Source organism: Kitasatospora sp. NPDC001547, from assembly GCF_042894165.1.
Taxonomy (GTDB): domain Bacteria; phylum Actinomycetota; class Actinomycetes; order Streptomycetales; family Streptomycetaceae; genus Kitasatospora.
Window position 1 is genome coordinate 26,982 of record NZ_JBIAVL010000023.1, and the last position, 13,614, is coordinate 40,595.

The 13,614-nt window shown below is 73.7% G+C and carries 13 protein-coding genes; 12 read left to right on the plus strand and 1 reads right to left on the minus strand.

The features are described from left to right. The first annotated feature begins 45 nt into the window (after positions 1-45). The 8 genes from ACFY0X_RS30355 (at position 46) to mutM (ending at position 5,967) form a co-directional block, all read left to right on the plus strand. On the plus strand, positions 46-579 hold the full coding sequence (locus tag ACFY0X_RS30355; RefSeq protein WP_387759335.1) for a hypothetical protein: 534 nt from the start codon (positions 46-48) through the stop codon (positions 577-579). A gap of 113 nt (positions 580-692) precedes the next feature. Next, the gene (gene rsmD, locus ACFY0X_RS30360; protein ID WP_387759337.1) at positions 693-1,277 is read left to right on the plus strand and encodes a 16S rRNA (guanine(966)-N(2))-methyltransferase RsmD; all 585 of its coding nucleotides are present in this window, start codon (positions 693-695) and stop codon (positions 1,275-1,277) included. Positions 1,278-1,326: 49 nt separating this feature from the next. Beyond that, positions 1,327-1,818, plus strand: a complete 492-nt coding sequence (coaD, locus tag ACFY0X_RS30365; protein ID WP_387759340.1) for a pantetheine-phosphate adenylyltransferase — start codon at positions 1,327-1,329, stop codon at positions 1,816-1,818. Positions 1,819-2,005: 187 nt separating this feature from the next. Then, a complete protein-coding gene (locus ACFY0X_RS30370; protein WP_387759342.1) occupies positions 2,006-3,202 on the plus strand; it encodes an ATP synthase F0 subunit B in 1,197 nt (398 codons plus the stop codon). A gap of 164 nt (positions 3,203-3,366) precedes the next feature. Further along, the gene (locus ACFY0X_RS30375; protein ID WP_387759344.1) at positions 3,367-4,011 is read left to right on the plus strand and encodes a YceD family protein; all 645 of its coding nucleotides are present in this window, start codon (positions 3,367-3,369) and stop codon (positions 4,009-4,011) included. A 2-nt stretch (positions 4,012-4,013) separates the two neighbouring features. Beyond that, positions 4,014-4,187 (plus strand): 50S ribosomal protein L32, encoded by a 174-nt coding sequence (gene rpmF / locus ACFY0X_RS30380; protein ID WP_030056747.1) that lies wholly within the window; start codon positions 4,014-4,016, stop codon positions 4,185-4,187. Between the two features lie 20 nt (positions 4,188-4,207). Continuing rightward, positions 4,208-4,999, plus strand: a complete 792-nt coding sequence (gene rnc / locus ACFY0X_RS30385; RefSeq protein ID WP_387759346.1) for a ribonuclease III — start codon at positions 4,208-4,210, stop codon at positions 4,997-4,999. Between the two features lie 89 nt (positions 5,000-5,088). Beyond that, a complete protein-coding gene (gene mutM / locus ACFY0X_RS30390) occupies positions 5,089-5,967 on the plus strand; it encodes a bifunctional DNA-formamidopyrimidine glycosylase/DNA-(apurinic or apyrimidinic site) lyase (RefSeq protein ID WP_387759348.1) in 879 nt (292 codons plus the stop codon). A 62-nt stretch (positions 5,968-6,029) separates the two neighbouring features. Here mutM and ACFY0X_RS30395 read toward each other — a convergent pair whose 3' ends face one another. Then, positions 6,030-6,950, minus strand: a complete 921-nt coding sequence (locus ACFY0X_RS30395) for a hypothetical protein (RefSeq protein ID WP_387759350.1) — start codon at positions 6,948-6,950, stop codon at positions 6,030-6,032. Positions 6,951-7,271: 321 nt separating this feature from the next. Between ACFY0X_RS30395 and ACFY0X_RS30400 the strand changes: the two genes are divergently transcribed. The 4 genes from ACFY0X_RS30400 to smc all read left to right on the plus strand — a co-directional run bounded on the left by ACFY0X_RS30400 (position 7,272) and on the right by smc (position 13,585). After that, complete coding sequence (locus tag ACFY0X_RS30400; RefSeq protein ID WP_387759352.1) at positions 7,272-8,633, plus strand: hypothetical protein; 1,362 nt, start codon at positions 7,272-7,274, stop codon at positions 8,631-8,633. A 179-nt stretch (positions 8,634-8,812) separates the two neighbouring features. Next, positions 8,813-9,112 (plus strand): acylphosphatase, encoded by a 300-nt coding sequence (locus ACFY0X_RS30405; RefSeq protein WP_387759354.1) that lies wholly within the window; start codon positions 8,813-8,815, stop codon positions 9,110-9,112. Positions 9,113-9,559: 447 nt separating this feature from the next. Continuing rightward, positions 9,560-9,763 (plus strand): hypothetical protein, encoded by a 204-nt coding sequence (locus ACFY0X_RS30410; RefSeq protein WP_270143783.1) that lies wholly within the window; start codon positions 9,560-9,562, stop codon positions 9,761-9,763. Positions 9,764-9,919: 156 nt separating this feature from the next. Beyond that, positions 9,920-13,585, plus strand: coding sequence for a chromosome segregation protein SMC (gene smc, locus ACFY0X_RS30415; protein ID WP_387759356.1), 3,666 nt, complete (start codon positions 9,920-9,922; stop codon positions 13,583-13,585). The last annotated feature ends 29 nt before the right edge of the window (positions 13,586-13,614 follow it).

Below are 13,614 nucleotides of genomic sequence, written 5' to 3' on the forward strand. Positions count from 1 at the left end.
GCACCCCCAAGGTGCGTACCTGGCGCGACACTTGGGGGTCAAGCCATGGCATTCCGTCATCTCAACGAGCTCCCGCTGGGCGACAAGGTCTTCCGGATCGAACTCGCCAGCGACGACGACCGCGAGGTCACCCTCACCCTGACCGGCTGGCGCGAGGGTGCGGCCGCCGCGCCGCTCGCCTCGGGCAAGCTCCGCCTGCCGGTCGAGGACGTCGCCTCGCTGCGGATCGCGCTCAACCGCGCGCTGCGGGCGCTGGCGATCGTCGCCGACGTCTCCGAGCCCATCCCCGACCGCGACGTGCTGCGCGAGCTGTACCCCGGCCACGGCGCCCCCTGGGTGCCGCAGCACGAGGAGGAGCTGGTCCGGCGCTTCCACGACGGCGAGACCATCGCCCGGATCGCCGCCCGCTTCGGCCGCACGCCCGACTCCGTCCGGACCAAGCTGCGCGAGCTCGGGCACGACCCGCGCCGCCCCGAGTTCTGCCCGCCCGACGGCTGCCTGTCCTGGTCCCGCTACGCCTCGCCGGCCCTGCTCGGCGCGGGCACCCCGGCCCCGGCGGCGGGCTCCGAGGCGAGCTGACCACCCGAGTGCGCGACCGTGGCCCCTGCCGGGCGAACCGGCAGGGGCCACGGCCGTCACCCGCCGGCTCGGGATAGCGTGGTCGGGCAGCGACGAAAGGACCTCCCACCACCATGACCCGCGTGATCGCCGGGGCGGCCGGCGGCCGCCGGCTGGCCGTACCGCCCGGCCGGGGCACCCGACCGACCTCCGACAAGGCCCGCGAGGCGATGTTCTCCACCCTGGAGGCGCTGCGCGGCACCGTGCACGGGGCCCGGATGCTGGACCTGTTCGGCGGGTCGGGCGCGGTCGGGCTGGAGGCGCTGTCGCGCGGCGCCGAGCACGTCCTGCTGGTCGAGGCGGACGGCCAGGCGGCCCGGGTGATCCGGGAGAACGTCCGGACGCTCGGCCTGCCGGGAGCCGAGGTTCGGGCCGCCAGGGCGGAGAAGGTGATCGCCGGCCCGCCGCCGCAGACCCCGTACGACCTGGTCTTCCTCGATCCGCCGTACGCCGTGACGGACGCGGAACTGCGCGAGATGCTGATCACACTCCTGGCTACGGGCTGGCTCGCGGAGGACGCACTCGTCACCGTGGAGCGCAGCACCCGTGGCGGCGAGTTCCACTGGCCCGAGGGTTTCGAGGGGCTGCGCTCCCGCCGCTACGGCGAGGGCACGCTCTGGTACGGTCGCGCCGCCGCCGCGGCCGGCGAGCAGGAATAGCGGGCCGCGGCCCGCTGCAGTCGTCACCCCACGAGGGAGCACAAACGCCATGCGCCGAGCCGTCTGTCCCGGTTCGTTCGACCCGATCACCAACGGCCACCTCGACATCATCGAGCGGGCCTCGAAGCTGTACGACGTCGTGCACGTCGCGGTGGCGATCAACCGCAACAAGCAGGGCATGTTCACCGTCGAGGAGCGCATCGAGCTGATCGAGGAGACCACCGCCCAGTACGGGAACGTGGTGGTCGAGGCGCACCTCGGCCTGCTGGTGGACTTCTGCCGCGAGCGGGACATCCCGGCCATCGTCAAGGGCCTGCGCGCGGTCAGCGACTTCGACTACGAGCTGCAGATGGCCCAGATGAACCACGGCCTGACCGGTGTCGAGACGCTCTTCCTGCCGACCTCGCCGACGTACAGCTTCCTCTCCTCGACGCTGGTCAAGGAGGTCGCCTCGTACGGTGGCGACGTCTCGCACCTGCTGCCGGAGACGGTGCACCGCCGGCTGGTCGAGCGGATCGCGGAGCGCAAGGCCCAGCAGTAGTCCGCTGCCTGTCCCTTTCTGCCGGTTCGTCATGGATTGTCCCGGGGGCGGGAGACCGGTTCGGCTCAGGCGTTGTGACCCCGCAGCGCACTGGCCGTACAGTCTGTATTCCTGCCCCGCGGTGAGGTCCACCGCGTCGGGCCTGCCTCCGCCGGACCGTCGGCGGCACACGGAAAGACGAAGCCCCGTGGACGTGCAGAACAAGGTCGACGAGATCGTGGCGGCGGTCGAGAACGCCCGCTCGATGCCGATGTCGGCCTCCTGCGTGGTGAACCGGGCCGAGCTGATCGGCCTGCTCAACGACCTCAGGTCGGCCCTGCCCGCCGAACTCGCCCAGGCCCAGTCGGTGATGGCCGACCACGAGCAGGTGGTGGCGGACGCCCAGGCCGAGGCCGAGCGGATCATCCAGGGCGCGCACGCCGAGCGCGGCTCGCTGATCTCGGACACCGAGGTGGTCCGCCAGGCCCAGGCCCAGGCCGACCGGATCCTCGCCGAGGCGCGCGCCGAGGTCGACGCCAAGCGGGCCGAGGCCGACGACTACGTGGACAGCAAGCTCGCCAACTTCGAGGTCGTGCTGACCAAGACGCTCGGCGCGGTCGGCCGCGGCCGCACCAAGCTGCGCGGCGACTCCAGCGTCTTCGAGACCGAGTCCGAGGGCGAGGCCGACGGCGAGGAGTTCCGCCCGCAGCGGATCAGCCCGAGCCCCGAGGTCGACGAGTACGTCGATGTGAAGCTCGCCACCCTGGAGAACGTGCTCGGCGCCACCCTGGAGGCGGTCGGCAAGGGCCGCGACAAGCTGCTCGGCAAGCGGCCCATCGACGAGCTGGGCGCCTACCTGGCCGCCGCCGACCAGGCCCAGCAGGCCAAGGAGCGGGCCGAGGCGGTCGCGGCGGGCTTCGCCCAGGACGCGGACGGCGCGGACATCGCCTGGTACCGCGAGGACGTCCCGCAGCAGCAGACCTGGCCGGAGCAGGCCCCGGCCGCGGCCGGCTGGCAGGCCCCCGGCACTGACCAGTACGCGGCGGCCCAGCAGCCGGGCGGGCAGTACGCCGAGGTGTACGGCGGCGGCTACGACCCGGCCGGCCAGGGCGACCCGTACAACTCCCAGTGGGGCCAGCAGCAGGGCGGCTACCAGCAGCAGGGCTACCCGGACCAGCAGCAGGGCGGCTACGGCTATCCCCAGCAGCAGCAGGGCTACCCGGCGCAGTCGTACGACGGCTACACCTACCCCCAGCCGCCCGCCGCCCCGCCGGCCGTGCCGCACCAGCAGCAGGGCCAGGGCCAGGCCCAGGGCCAGGGGCAGGGGCAGGGCCTGGACGAGACCAGCTTCTTCGACACCAGCATGATCGACATGACCAGGCTGCGGGAGCTCGGCGGGCGCTGAGCAGCACGTCGCGGGAGGCTCCTGACGGGACCGAAGTTGGGCCTGGCGGGAGACTCCGGTAGTCTGACCACTCCGGCCTCTCCATGTCCGGCTGTCGGCTTGCCCTCGCAACGCCGTCCGGTACGGAGACGCAATCGAAGATTCCCCATGGAAGTCAGGACACCGTGAACCGCCTCGACCACCGCGACCCCCTCGTGTTCGACACGCACGAGCTCGGTCGTCGCCCGGGCTCGATGCGCAAGGTGAGCCGGACCCTGGAGGCCCCCGAGGGCTTCGGGATCATCGACGTGATCGGCGTGCCGGAGAAGAGCCCGATCGAGCTGGAGCTCCGCCTGGAGTCCGTGGTCGAGGGCGTGCTGGTCACCGGTACCGCCGGGGCCCACGTCGAGGGCGAGTGCGTCCGGTGCCTGGAGCCCGTCGAGTTCGACGTCGACGTGGACTTCCAGGAGCTGTACTACTACCCGGAGTCCGACGAGCGCCACCGCGCCCGGACGGCCGGGGCCGAGGACCTCGACGAGGACTCGGAAGAAGAGACTTACCGTCTGGAGGGCGACTTCTTCGACCTCCGGCCGGTGCTGCGTGACGCGGTGGTGCTCGCACTGCCGCTGCAGCCGGTGTGCCAGGAAGACTGCCTGGGCCTGTGCTCCGAGTGCGGAGCGCGCCTGAGTGACGACCCGGCGCACCACCACGATGCCGTCGACCCCAGGTGGGCGGCTCTGCAGGGACTCTCCGCCGCCCCCGGCGACGAGGGTGACGGATCTAAGAACAGCGACACCCGTGAGGGTCTCGCCGAGAACCAGGAGAAGTAGCCGTGGCTGTTCCGAAGCGGAAGATGTCGCGCAGCAACACGCGCCACCGCCGTTCCAACTGGAAGGCCGTCGTTCCGGCCCTCGTGGCCTGCGACCGCTGCCACGAGCCGAAGCTCGGCCACATCGCGTGCCCGAGCTGCGGCACGTACAACCGTCGCCAGGTCCTCTCGGTCTGATCGGCGGGGTGTACGGATCGATGTCGGACGGTAACTCCACCCGCAAGGCGTCCACCGCCCCGAAGGGTTCCTCTTCAGGCGGAGGCAAGGCCGGCGGGCCGGCTTCGACCGAATACGACGTCCTGGAAGGGCGCCTCGGGTACACACTCGAGCGCGCCCTTCTGGTACGTGCCCTAACCCACCGCTCGTACGCGTACGAGAACGGCGGGCTGCCCACCAACGAGCGCCTGGAGTTCCTCGGCGACTCGGTGCTGGGCCTGGTGGTGACGGACACCCTCTACCGCGTCCACCCGGACGTCCCGGAGGGCACGCTCGCCAAGCTGCGCGCCGCGGTGGTCAACTCCCGCGCGCTCGCGGACGTCGGCCGCGGCCTGGAGCTCGGCGCGTTCATCCGCCTCGGCAAGGGCGAGGAGGGTACCGGCGGCCGCGACAAGTCGTCGATCCTCGCCGACACCGTCGAGGCCGTGATCGGCGCCGTCTACCTGGACCAGGGCCTGGACGCGGCCACCGAGTTCGTCCACCGGCTGTTCGACCCGCTGATCGAGGAGTCCTCTCAGCTGGGCGCCGGCCTGGACTGGAAGACCAGCCTCCAGGAGCTCACCGCCTCGGTGGGCATCGGAGTGCCGGAGTACGTGGTCATGGAGTCCGGCCCGGACCACGAGAAGACCTTCACCGCGGCGGCCCGGGTGGCCGGCGAGGACTTCGGCAGCGGCGTCGGCCGCTCGAAGAAGGAAGCCGAGCAGAAGGCCGCCGAGAGCGCCTGGCGCGCGATCAAGGAGAAGTACGCCGACCGGCTGCCCGCCGGGGCGTAGCGCGGGCCCGCTGGGCACCCCTCCGGGCGGCGACGCGTCCGAGTAGCCTTCACTCCTGCTGATCCCTACCGAGCAGGAGGCGTGTTCCGGTGCCCGAACTTCCCGAGGTCGAGGTCGTCCGCCGTGGTCTGGCCAACTGGGTGGCCGGGCGGACCGTCTCCGACGTCCAGGTGCTGCACCCGCGCGCGGTGCGCCGCCAGCCGGCCGGCGCGGCGGACTTCGCGGCCCGGCTGACCGGCACCACCCTCGGCACCGCGCAGCGGCGCGGCAAGTACCTGTGGGTGCCGCTGGCCGGTACCGGCGTGGGATTCTCGCTGATCGGCCACCTCGGGATGAGCGGCCAACTGCTCGTCCAGGACCCGTCCGTCCCCGACGAGACGCACCTGCGGGTGCGGCTGCGCTTCGCCGACGGCGGGCGCGAACTGCGCTTCGTCGACCAGCGGACCTTCGGCGGCCTGGCGGTCGAGGAGGCCGAGGAGGGGGACCCGGAGGGCACCCCGGTCTCCATCGCGCACATCGCCCGCGACCCGCTGGACCCGCGCTTCGACGACGCCGCCTTCGCGGCCGCGCTGCGCGCCAGGCGGACCACCGTCAAGCGCGCCCTGCTCGACCAGACCCTGATCAGCGGCGTCGGCAACATCTACGCCGACGAGGCGCTGTGGCGCTCGAAGCTGCACTACGACCGCCCGACCGCGACCCTCACCCGCCCGCAGGCCCTGCTGCTGCTGGCCAACGCCCGGGACGTGATGACCGCGGCGCTCGCCGTCGGCGGCACCAGCTTCGACAGCCTCTACGTCAACGTGAACGGCGAGAGCGGCTACTTCTCCCGGGACCTCGACGCCTACGGCCGCGAGCAGGAGCCCTGCCGCCGCTGCGGCACGCCGATCCGGCGGGCGGCCTGGATGAACCGCTCCAGCTACTTCTGCCCCCGCTGCCAGCGCGTGCCGCGCACCCGGACCGGGGCCTGAGACAGGGCGCGGCCCGTGGGTGCCCGCCGGATCCGACGGGTACCCACGGGCCACGCCCCGGGCTACTTGCGGGCGAGTTCGGGTTCCTCCGCGGACGCCTCCCCGGGCGCGCCGTGGGTGTCCTGGCCGAAGTAGGCGACCCCGACCGCGGCGACCACCGCCAGCAGGAAGCCGGCCGCGCCGAGCCAGCCGAGGCCGGCCTTGGTGGAGTCCCCGAGCCAGAGCACGCCGGCCGCGCCGGGCAGCACCGTCTCACCGACCACCAGGGCGGCGGTCGCGCCGTTCACCGAGCCGATCTGGAGCGCCACGGTGTGGATGTACATGCCGCCGATGCCGCCGACCAGGACGGCGTAGAGCGCCGGGTCGGTGAGCAGCGAGCCGAGGTCGAACGGCTCGATGCCGTTGAGGACGCGCACCCCGACGCCCAGGGCGCCGAAGCCGAGGCCGGAGAGCAGGCCGGCGACGATCGCGCCGTTGGCGCCCATCCGCCGCACCACCAGGCTGCCGCCCACCAGCAGCACGGTGGTGACGATCAGCAGCCACCAGTGGAAGGACATCGCCGCGTGGTGGCCGCCCTCCGGCCCGGCCGACACGGCCAGCAGCACCAGCGCCGAGCAGAGCACCGCGATCGAGGCCCACTCCAGCTGCTTGAGCCGGATGCCCAGCAGTTTGATGCTGAGCACCGCGGTGATCACCAGGTTGGCGCTGATGATGGTCTGGGAGAGGAACAGCGGCAGCAGCCGGGCGGCCAGCGCGCCGAGCCCGAAACCGATCAGGTCGAGCACCGTGCCGAGGATGAACTCCCAGGTGACGGCGGCCTTCGCGGTCGAGGAGAGGCTGGGGCCGCCGTGCTCGGTGGTCGAGCTGGTGGCGCCCTTGGCCGCCTCCTCCCGGGCCGAGCGGCGGGAGCCGACGGCCTGGAGGACCGAGCCGGTGCCGTAGCAGGCGGATGCCGCCACGGCGGTGACGAGGCCGATGATCACCGAGCGCTCCGATCGGGAGTTGGGTCAGGAACGGGCTGAGTAAAGAAAAGGCAATGGGACCGGTGGTCCGGGACCACTATGCCGGTTCGCACGGTACGGTCGGCGCGCCCCCCCGGAGTACCCCGGAACCGGGCCGGGCCTGCCGGAACGTACGACCGGCGGCCTCCCGCGGTTCCCGGGCGGGCCGCGGGTCAGGGACGGCTGGGGGAAACATCATCCCCGAGGAGGGGAGCGGCCCCGGCGGTCGGCGGGGACTCTTGTCAACACCAGTATGCGAAGGGTATGGCGTGCTCGGGGGCAGGTCGCGGTAGCGTCGGGGGCATGAGAACCCTTGCACGACCTTCCCGGGGCGCCGGGCCGCTTGCCCTGGTGGCGGCGCTGCTCGGGCTGCTGCTCCTGCTGGCGCCGGCGGCCTCCGCGGCCGGGCTGAGCGACGCCGCGGCCACCCTGAAGAAGGGCCAGGTCTACGTCGACCCGGCGATGACGGGCCGCTTCAGCCAGGCCCAGGCCGACGCCCTGACCAAGAAGATCGACAAGGCCGACAAGCCGATCTTCGTCGCGGTGGTCCCCGACTCGCCCTCCTACGCCAAGGAGACCGTCTTCAAGGACCTCCGCACCAAGGTCGGCATCGACGGGGTGTACGCGGTCTGGCGCGGTGACCAGTTCACCGCCCGGGCCGACCGGGGCGCGCTGGGCGCCGGCCTCCCGGAGCGGATCGCCGGCGCGGCCTTCCGCTCGAACAACGGCGACATCGACGCCACCCTGAACGAGTTCGTCGACCAGGCCGCCCCGCAGACCAAGGGCACCGGGGTCAACCACAGCACCTCGATCGCCTGGGTGGTCGTCCCGGTGGTGCTGGTCGCACTGGCCGGCGCCGGTGTCTTCCTGCTCTTCCGCCGCGCCAAGAAGCGCAAGGAGGAGCAGGCCCGGGCCGAGCTGGAGCAGCTGCGCCGGGTGGTGGACGAGGACATCACCGCCTTCGGCGAGGAGCTGGACCGGCTCGACTTCAACCCGGCCGCGGCCGACGCCGACGACGCCCAGCGCACCGACTACACCCACGCCCTGGACTCGTACGAGAAGTCCAAGCGGCTGATGGACGAGGCCAAGCGGCCGGAGGACGTCAAGCAGGTCACCGAAGCGATCGAGGACGGCCGGTTCGCGCTGGCCGCCCTGAGCGCCCGGCGGGGCGGGCGCCCGCTGCCCGAGCGCCGTCCCCCGTGCTTCATGGACCCGCGGCACGGCCCGTCCGTCAAGGACGTCGACTGGTCCCCGGCCGGCGGCTCGGTCCGTTCCGTGCCGGTCTGCCAGGCCGACGCGGACCGGGTGGCGGCCGGCCTCGACCCGGCCGTCCGCACCGTGGACACCGAGCACGGCCCGCAGCCGTACTGGAACGCCGGCCCGGCGTACGCCCCGTACGCGGGCGGCTACTACGGCGGCTTCGGCGGCGGGCTGCTGCCGGCCCTGCTGGTCGGCACCATGCTCGGCTCGGTGATGAGCTCCCCGGCGTACGCGGTCGGGCCGATGATGGACGGCGGCCACGGCTACCAGGACCAGAACGAGGGCGGTGACTTCACCGGCGCCGACTTCAACGGCGGCGACTTCGGCGGGTTCGGTGGTGGCGGCGACTTCGGTGGCGGTGGCGACTTCGGCGGTGGCGGCGACTTCGGCGGCGGGGACTGGTAGCCCGCCGGACCGACCGTCCGCTCCAGCGGCCCCGCCGGTGCTCCGGCGGGGCCGCTGCCGTTCCTCCGCGCGGGCGGGCGTGCCCCGGTCGGCGGGTGCGGACGGCGTCCCCGGTCGGCGGCGCGGGGCGGGTCGAGGCCGGGCGCGCGGGGGGTCGGGGCGTGTCCTAAGGTCGGGGCATGCACGGTCGCGACGCCCACAGTGAGGAACCGGTCCGGGTGACCGCCTGGGTCCGGGGGAAGGTCCAGCAGGTCGGGTTCCGCTGGTGGACCAGGGCGCGGGCGCTGGAGATCGGACTGACCGGCTACGCCAGCAACCTCGGCGACGGCCGGGTGCAGGTGGTGGCCGAGGGGCTCGCCCCCGACTGCGAACAGCTGCTGGCCCGGCTGCGCGGCCCGGGGACCCCGGGGAACGTCAGCGGGGTCACCGAGATCTGGACGGCCGTCGGCGCCGGTTACGAGGGTTTCGAGATCCGCTGAGCCGCCTCCGGACCGCCCCGGGGCGCACCCGTCGACGGACCACCGGCGGCCCGCCGCACGGGCTTCCGGGAAAAGATCGGGAACCGGCGGTGTCACGAGGTTGCCATCCGGGCAGACTCGTGGTTGACTCCGCATCGAACGATGATCCACGAGCACGTGGTGGACCCGTCCCGGAACCCCCCAGGCGTGACGACACCGCCGGGCAGGTGACAGGGACGCGGTAGCGTGCGGTGATCGTGTTGACCCTTTCCGTCTTTGGTGAGACGCTGGAAGCCCGCGCACACGACCGCGTTCTCCCGGTAGGCGCATGCCCTCGTGAGCCCAGCTCACGGTGGTTGTGCCGTAGTGCCCAGCCAGCACTTCCGGTGACGCGCCGCGCGTGCGTCCCCCTTCCCCCTAGACCTGGACCGTTCCGGTTCGGTCACTCAGCGTGGAGGACCATTCATCATGGCAAAGGCGCTTCTCGGGTACGTCGGCGGCCCCGACCCGCGAATGCTCTCCGAGATGCGACGGCTTCAGCAGCGCGTCCAGGATCTTGAAGCCGAGCTCCTTCGGATGCAGGCTGAGAACGACGCACTGACCGCTGTCGCCGGCGAGCACTCGCTGCTCAACAGCATCGATCTGGATCAGCGGGAGCCGGCTCTCACCTGAGTCCCGCCCGGTCCTCGCAGATCGACGCCGCTGTGCACTGAGCCGCCCCGAAAGGGACGCAGCTTGCAAGGGACGCCCGGATGTGGCGTCCCTTCGTCGTGTCCGGCTCCCGATACAGTCGGTTCCCGTCGTGAGCGATAGAGGGGAACCGGCCGCGTGCACCTGAAGAGTCTGACGCTGCGCGGGTTCAAGTCCTTCGCCTCCAGCACCACCCTGCGCTTCGAGCCCGGCATCACCTGCGTCGTCGGCCCGAACGGCTCCGGCAAGTCGAACGTGGTCGACGCGCTGTCCTGGGTGATGGGCGAGCAGGGGGCCAAGTCGCTGCGCGGCGGCAAGATGGAGGACGTCATCTTCGCCGGGACCAGCGGGCGCGCCCCGCTCGGCCGCGCGGAGGTCAGCCTCACCATCGACAACGGTGACGGCGCCCTGCCGATCGACTACTCCGAGGTGACGATCACCCGGACGATGTTCCGCAACGGCGGCAGCGAGTACGCGCTCAACGGCGAGACCTGCCGCCTGCTGGACATCCAGGAACTGCTCTCCGACTCCGGCATCGGCCGCGAGATGCACGTCATCGTCGGGCAGGGGCAGCTCGACTCCGTCCTGCACGCCGACCCGATGGGCCGCCGCGCCTTCATCGAGGAGGCGGCCGGCGTCCTCAAGCACCGCAAGCGCAAGGAGAAGGCGCTGCGGAAGCTGGACGCGATGCAGGCCAACCTCAACCGGGTCCAGGACCTGGTGGCGGAACTGCGCCGCCAGCTCGGACCGCTCGGCCGGCAGGCCCGGATCGCCCGCCGGGCCGCCGGCATCCAGGCCGACCTGCGCGACGCCCGGCTGCGGCTGCTCGCCGACGACCTGTGCGCGCTCCGCCGGGCCGTCGAGGCCGAGATCGCGGACGAACTGGCGCTGCGGCTGCGCCGCACCACCGTCGAACAGGAGCTGGCCCGCGCGGTGCAGCGCGAACGCGTCCTGGAGGCGCAGGTCCAGCAGCTCGGGCCCGGCCTGGAGACCGCCCGGCAGACCTGGTACCGGCTCTCCGCGCTCGCCGAGCGCACCCGCGGCACCATCGGGCTGGCCGAGGCCCGAGCCCGGCACGCCGTCGCCGGGGGCCGGGGCGAGGAGCGGCGCGGGCGCGATCCGGAGGAGCTGGAGCGGGAGGCCGAACGGGTCCGCGAGGAGGAGGCCGCGCTGACCGAGGCGCTGGAGGAGGCGCGGTACGCGCTGGCCGAGGCGGTCGAGCGCAAGGACGGCGTGGAGCGGGAGCTGGCCGCCGAGGAGCGCCGGCTGCGGGACGCCGCCCGGGCGATCGCCGACCGCCGGGAGGGCCTGGCCCGGCTGCAGGGACAGGCCGCCGCCGCCCGGTCCAGGGCCGCCGCGGCGCAGGCCGAGACCGGCCGGCTCGCCGAGGCCCGGGACGAGGCGCTGCTGCGCGCCGAGGCCGCCCAGGGCGAACTGGAGGAGCTCCAGCAGCAGGTCGATGGCCTGGCCGGGGCCGACGAACAGGCCGAGGACCGGTACCGGCGGGCGCGCGAACGGCTGGCCGCCGTCGAGGCGGAGCTCGCCGCGGCCCGGGAGACGGCCGGCGCCGCCGAGCGCGAGCGGGCCGGGCTGACCGCGCGGCACGAGGCGCTCTCCCTCGGGCTGCGCCGCAAGGACGGCACCGGCGCGCTGCTCGACGCGGGGGAGCGGCTGGGCGGGCTGCTCGGCCCGGCGGCCGCGCTGCTGCGGATCGAGGCCGGGTACGAGGTGCCGCTCGCCGCGGCGCTCGGTGCGGCGGCCGACGCGGTGGCCGTCGACTCGCCGTCCGCCGCCGCCGGGGCGCTGCGGCTGCTGCGGGCCGAGGACGCCGGCCGGGCCGCGCTGCTGATCGCCGGTGCCGCCGACCCGGCGGAGACAGCCGGTGAGCCGCTGCCGGACGGTGCCCGCTGGGCGGCCGAACTGGTGGACGGCCCAGCCGAGTTGATCGGTGCGGTCCGGCGGCTGCTGGCCGGGGTGGCGGTGGTCGCCGACCTCGACCGGGCGCTGCGGCTGGTGGCCTCGCACCCCGGACTCTGTGCCGTCACCGCCGACGGGGACAGGCTCGGTGCCGGCTTCGCCCAGGGAGGCTCCGGCGGCGCGCCGAGCCTGCTGGAGACCCAGGCGGCGGTGGACGAGGCGGCCCGGGCGATCGGTGAACTCACCGCCCGCTGCGCCGAGTCGGCCGAGCGGCTGGCCGAACTCGCCGAGCTGCGGCGGGAGACGGCCGCCGAGGTGGAGCAACTGGCCGAGCTGCGACGGCAGGAGGAGAAGGAGCGGGCCCAGGTCGCCGGGGCGCTCGGCCGGCTCGGCGGGCAGGCCCGGGCAGCCGCCGGGGAGGCCGGGCGGCTGTCGGCCGCCGCCGCGCGGGCCGCGCAGGGGCTGGCCGAACTGCTCGACAGCGCCGAGGAGTCGGCGCAGCGCCTGGCCGCCGCCGAGGAGTCGGCGCAGGCGGGGGAGGACGAGCCGGACACCGCCGAGCAGCAGCGGCTGGCCGAGGCCGCCGGCGCCGCCCGGCAGGCCGAACTGGAGGCCCGGCTCGCGGTGCGCACCCACGAGGAGCGGGTCCGCGCCCTGACCGGCCGGGCCGACCAGCTGGACCGGGCCGCCCGCGCCGAGCGCGAGGCGCGCGCCCGGACCGCCGAGCGCCGCCGGCGCGCCGAGCACGACGCCTCGGTGGCGAACGCCGTCGCGGCGGGCGCCCGGCAGCTGCTGGCCTGCCTGGAGGTGTCGCTGGCCCGCGCGGACGCCGGGCGGGCGGCCGTCGAACAGGCGCGCACCGAGCGCGAGCAGGAGCTGCGCGAGCACCGGGAGCACGGCCGCGCGCTCAAGGAGGAGCTGGACAGGCTGGTCGACGCCGGGCACCGGGACGAGGTGCTGCGCGCCGAGAAGCGGCTGCGGATCGAGCAGCTGGAGGCCCGTGCGCTGGAGGAGTTCGGCATCGACGGCGGCGAGCTGGTCGCCGGGTACGGTCCGGACCAGCCCGTCCCGCCGTCGTCCGCGGCGGAGGGCGCCGACGCCGCCGGCGCGGGAGGCGCGGAAGGCGCGGAAGGCCGGGAGCCGGGGGCGCCGTACCCGTACGTCCGGGCCGAGCAGGAGAAGCGGCTGCGGGCGGCCGAGAAGGCGTACCAGCAGCTCGGCAAGGTCAACCCGCTGGCGCTGGAGGAGTTCACCGCGCTGGAGGAGCGCCACCGGTTCCTCGGCGAGCAGCTGGACGACCTCAAGCGCAGCCGGCGCGACCTGCTGGACATCGTCCGGGACGTGGACCAGCGGGTCGAGCAGCTGTTCACCTCGGCGTACCACGACACCGCCGCCCAGTTCGAGGGCGTCTTCGCCCGGCTCTTCCCGGGCGGGGAGGGCCGGCTGGTGCTGACCGACCCGGACGACATGCTCGGCACCGGGGTCGAGGTGGAGGCCCGCCCGCCGGGCAAGAAGGTCAAGCGGCTGTCGCTGCTGTCCGGCGGCGAGCGCTCGCTGACCGCGGTGGCGCTGCTGGTGGCGATCTTCAAGGCCCGGCCCAGCCCGTTCTACGTGATGGACGAGGTGGAGGCGGCGCTGGACGAGACCAACCTGCGCCGGCTGGTCGGGATCATGGAGGAGCTGCGGGAGAGCTCCCAGCTGATCGTGATCACCCACCAGAAGCTCACCATGGAGTCGGCCGACGCCCTCTACGGCGTGACCATGAAGGGCGACGGCATCTCGCAGGTGATCAGCCAGCGGCTGCGCACGGGGACACCTCCCGGCCGCCAGGCCGGGGCAGGGCACCGGGAAGCGCGGCCCCGGGCCGCGCGAACCGCATCGGTGTAGAGCGGCTGCGGTCCATCCGGGCTCCGGTC

Excerpts from the sequence above, each read along its gene's own strand:
- rsmD (WP_387759337.1), top strand. The coding sequence starts at position 693 with ATGACCCGCGTGATCGCCGGGGCGGCCGGCGGCCGCCGGCTGGCCGTA.
- ACFY0X_RS30405 (WP_387759354.1), top strand. The coding sequence starts at position 8,813 with ATGCACGGTCGCGACGCCCACAGTGAGGAACCGGTCCGGGTGACCGCC.
- ACFY0X_RS30355 (WP_387759335.1), top strand. The coding sequence starts at position 46 with ATGGCATTCCGTCATCTCAACGAGCTCCCGCTGGGCGACAAGGTCTTC.
- ACFY0X_RS30410 (WP_270143783.1), top strand. The coding sequence starts at position 9,560 with ATGGCAAAGGCGCTTCTCGGGTACGTCGGCGGCCCCGACCCGCGAATG.
- coaD (WP_387759340.1), top strand. The coding sequence starts at position 1,327 with ATGCGCCGAGCCGTCTGTCCCGGTTCGTTCGACCCGATCACCAACGGC.
- ACFY0X_RS30400 (WP_387759352.1), top strand. The coding sequence starts at position 7,272 with ATGAGAACCCTTGCACGACCTTCCCGGGGCGCCGGGCCGCTTGCCCTG.
- rnc (WP_387759346.1), top strand. The coding sequence starts at position 4,208 with ATGTCGGACGGTAACTCCACCCGCAAGGCGTCCACCGCCCCGAAGGGT.